General features: G+C 79.3%; 3 protein-coding genes. 1 reads left to right on the top strand and 2 read right to left on the bottom strand.

Going from position 1 to position 3,786, the window contains the following annotated elements:
* Positions 1-825, top strand: an 825-nt coding sequence (locus PYV61_RS22290; protein ID WP_275835819.1) for an ATP-binding protein, incomplete at its 5' end; no start/stop codon positions are given.
* A 13-nt stretch (positions 826-838) separates the two neighbouring features.
* Here PYV61_RS22290 and PYV61_RS22285 read toward each other — a convergent pair.
* Positions 839-2,008: a hypothetical protein gene (locus PYV61_RS22285; RefSeq protein ID WP_275835817.1), complete on the bottom strand. Its 1,170-nt coding sequence runs from the start codon at positions 2,006-2,008 to the stop codon at positions 839-841.
* 63 nt (positions 2,009-2,071) lie between these two features.
* Positions 2,072-3,786, bottom strand: a 1,715-nt coding sequence (locus PYV61_RS22280) for a hypothetical protein (RefSeq protein WP_275835815.1), incomplete at its 5' end; no start/stop codon positions are given.

Genomic DNA, 3,786 nt, shown 5'->3' with positions numbered 1-3,786 from the left:
CTGCGCGCCCACCGCCGGCAGCTCGTCGTGCGCGACCATCCAGCCGACCGCGCGCGCGCCGAGCGCACGCTGCGCGACAGCGAGGCGCGCGAGCGGGCGGCGCGCGGCGAGGCCGAGCACGCGAACGCCGCCAAGGCGCAGTTCCTCGCCATGATGTCGCACGAGCTGCGCACGCCGCTCAACGCGATCGGCGGCTACGCGCAGCTCATCGGGCTCGGGCTGCGGGGCCCCGTCACCGACGCGCAGCGCGAGGACCTGGCGCGCATCGACCGCAGCCAGCGCCACCTGCTGTCGCTCATCAACGACATCCTCAACTTCGCCAAGATCGAGGCGGGGCGCGTCGACGTGGCGCTGCGCGACGTGCCGCTCGCCGACGCGCTGGCCGGGGTCGAGGCGCTGGTCGCGCCGCAGCTCGGCGCCCGCGCGCTGCACTACCTCGACGACAGCGCGGAGTGCGACGCCGTCGTGCGCGCCGACCCGGAGAAGCTGCGGCAGATCGTGCTCAACCTGCTGTCCAACGCCGTGAAGTTCACCCCGCCCGAGGGCACGGTCGAGCTGCGCTGCGCGGTCGAGCAGGGGGTGGCGTGCGTGCGCGTGCGCGACAGCGGCGTCGGGATCGCCGCCGACAAGCTGGAGGCGATCTTCGACCCGTTCGTGCAGGTCGGGCGCGACCTGCGCGCGCCGAGCGACGGCGTGGGGCTGGGGCTCGCGATCAGCCGCGACCTGGCGCGCCGCATGGGGGGCGACATCGCGGTCGAGAGCGCGCCGGGGCGCGGCACGACGTTCACCCTGACGCTGCCGCTGGCGCGCCGGCCGCGCCCGTAGCGCGCCGCGCACGTCAGCGCACCACCGCGTCCATCACGCGGCGGTACTCGCCGCTCGACGTGAGCCCGCGCGTCGCGTCGAGGAAGGCGCGCCGCGCCTCCTCGTCCTCCAGCGCCTCGCGGCGGGCGGCGGCGGCGAGCAGCACCTCCGCCTTCTCGCGGTCGGAGACGAGCCCGCGCGCCGAGCGGAGCGCGGCCAGGAACGCCGGGCGCGGGACGCGGTCGCGCCGCAGCACCGCGCGCAGCACCGCCCCGCGCTCGCGGTCGGAGACGATCCCGTCCACCGCGGCGAACAGCTCGCGCCGCCCCTCGGCGTCGGCCAGCAGCGCGTCGTCGCCGGCCAGCGCCGCCAGCAGCTCGCCCTTGGCGCGGTCGGAGACGATCGTGCGGGCGACGGGCACCGCCGCCGCGCGCACCTCCGGCCCCGCGCGCCGCGCGTCGAGCGCGGCGGCCAGCACGCGCGCCTTCTCGGAGTCGGAGACGAGGGCGCGCGCCGACTGCGCGACCGTCGCGAGGACGGCCGGGGTGGCGTCCGCGCGCTGCGTCAGCGCGACCAGCAGGCGGCGGCGCTCGGAGTCCGACACGAGCGACCGCGTCGTCACGCGCGCGTACTCGCGCAGGTCGTCCTCGCCGACGCCGGGGCGCGCCAGCAGCGCGTCGAGGTAGATCCCCTTCACGCGGTCGCTGGCGATCTCGCGCACCTCGGCCAGCAGCGCCGGCGCGCCGCCGCGCGCCAGGATGCGCGCCGCGCGCGCCTCGGCGCCCACCGCGCTCTCGCGCGCGACCTGCGGTAGGATGCCGCGGATCCACGCCGCGCCGTCGGCCGGGTCGCGCTCGCGCCCCTCCTCGAAGTAGCGGCGGCGGACCTGGCCGTCGCGCTCCGCGTACTCGACGCGGCGGGCGGCGCCGTCGCGCGTCTCCTCGACCGTGAGCCACGCGCCGGGGGCGAGGCGCGCGACGTCGCCGTCGTCGTCGGCGAAGGTGACGTCGCCGCGCGACCGCACCTCGAGGCAGCGGCGCGCGTCGGCGAGGATCATGGTGCGGCGGCCGTCGTCGTCGTGCACGGAGAGGTGCGTGCCGCGGCGCGCGGGGCAGGCCATCTGCGCGGTGGCGACGTCGGGCGCGGCGAACGGCGGCACGACGGCGAGCAGCGCCGCGAGCGCGGCGAGGGCGGGACGGGACACGGGGCCTCCGGGACGTGGGATGCTATTTTCTTAGCACTTTGGGGCACACGGCGGCGGCGGCGCTCAGGGCACCACCGCCTCCAGCACGCGCCGGTAGTCGGCGCTCGAGGCCATCCCGCGCAGCGCGTCGAGGAAGCGGGCGCGCCGCCCGGCGTCGCGCAGGGCGTCGGTCGTGCGCACGACCTCCAGCAGCACGTCGGCGCGCCGGGCGTCGGAGGCGAACCGGGTCGACGCCGCGACCACCGCGTCCTGCGTGGCGGCGTGCGCGGGCTGCGCGCGCAGCGCGGCCAGCGGCGCGGCCGCGCGCGCCGTCTCCGAGACCATCGGCGCCGCGGCCCGGAAGTACCCCTCGCGCACCGCGGCGCTCTCGAAGCGGCGGCGCGCGGCGGCCGCCTTCAGCACCTCCAGCCGGTCGGACTCGCCGACCATCGGCGCGGTCGCCGCGAGCGCGGCGGCGAGCGTGGAGTCGTCGGCGGCGGGGAGCGCCGCCAGGAGCACGCGCCGCCGGTGCCCGTCGCTCGCGAAGCCGCGCAGCGTGCCGAAGAACGCGCGGCGCACCCCGGGCGTCTCGCCGGCGCGCGGCGCGAGGCGCACCAGCACCGCCGCCTTGTCGCCGTCGCCCGCCATCCCCGAGACGGCGCCGAGCAGGTCGGCGACGACGGCGGCGGGGAGGCCGGGGACGACGGTGTGCTCGAGCACGCGGCGGCGGTCGCCGTCGCCGGCGATCCCGCGCGCCGCGCCGATCACGGCCGACGCCACGGCCGCGCTGCGCGCGTCGCGCCGCGCCACCGCCTCGAGCACGGCGGCCTTGTCGTCGTCGGACGCGATGCCGCGCGCGGCGGCGGCGGCGTGCTGCAGCATCTCGGCGGGCAGCGAGTCGTTGCGGAGGATCGCGAGCAGGAGCCGCCGCTTCTCGCCGTCGCCGGCGGTGCGCCGGACCGCGCGCAGCGCCTCGTCGGCGGCGAGCACGATGCGCGTCGCCGACGCGGCCGCGGGCGCCGGCATGGCCGTCGCGGCGTCGGGTGGCGGGGTGGCCGCGCCCGCGGCGCCGTCGAGCCCCGCGCGCCGCAGCGCCACGCGGAGCGCGTCGCGGAACCACGCCTCCCCCTCCGGCGCCGGGCGCTCCACGCCGTCCACGGTGTAGCGGCGCGCCACGCGCCCGCCCTCGGGCGCGACCTCCATGCGCCGCGTCACGCCGTCGCGCGTCTCCAGCACGACGAGCACGCCCCCCTCCGACACCACGCGCACGTCGTGGAAGTCGGGCGTGAAGCCGACGGCGCCCGTGCGCCGCAGCTCCAGGCACGTGGTCGTCGACGCGGCGCGCCACACGAACTCGAAGCGCGCGTCCTCGGCGGCCGGGCAGGCGTCCGCCGCGGCCTCGCGCGGGGCGTAGCGGCGGAGCGCGTCGCGGAACCACGCCTCCCCCTCCGGCGCCGGACGCTCGGCGCCGTCCACCGTGTAGCGGCGCGCCAGGCGTCCGCCGGCGGCGCGCACCTCCATGCGGCGCGTGACGCCGCCCGCCGCCTGCACCACGGCCACCACGCCGCCGGGCCCCACCGCGCGCACGTCGTCGCGCGCCGGCGTGTAGGCGACCGGCCCGTGGACGCGCAGCTGCAGGCACCCGTCGGGGAGGTAGTGCGTGTCGAGGCGCGAGAAGCGGCCCGCCTCCTCGCGCGCGATCGGCGGGCACGGGTCGGAGGCGGCGAGGGGCGCGGCGCGCGGCGCGCGCGAGGCGAGCGGCGCCACGGGCGCGAGCGCGGTCGGCTCCTCGGTCGCCG

Origin of the sequence: Roseisolibacter sp. H3M3-2, from assembly GCF_029211165.1 — a bacterium.
Classification (GTDB): domain Bacteria; phylum Gemmatimonadota; class Gemmatimonadetes; order Gemmatimonadales; family Gemmatimonadaceae; genus Roseisolibacter.
This window is presented reverse-complemented; position numbering and strand designations above follow the sequence as displayed.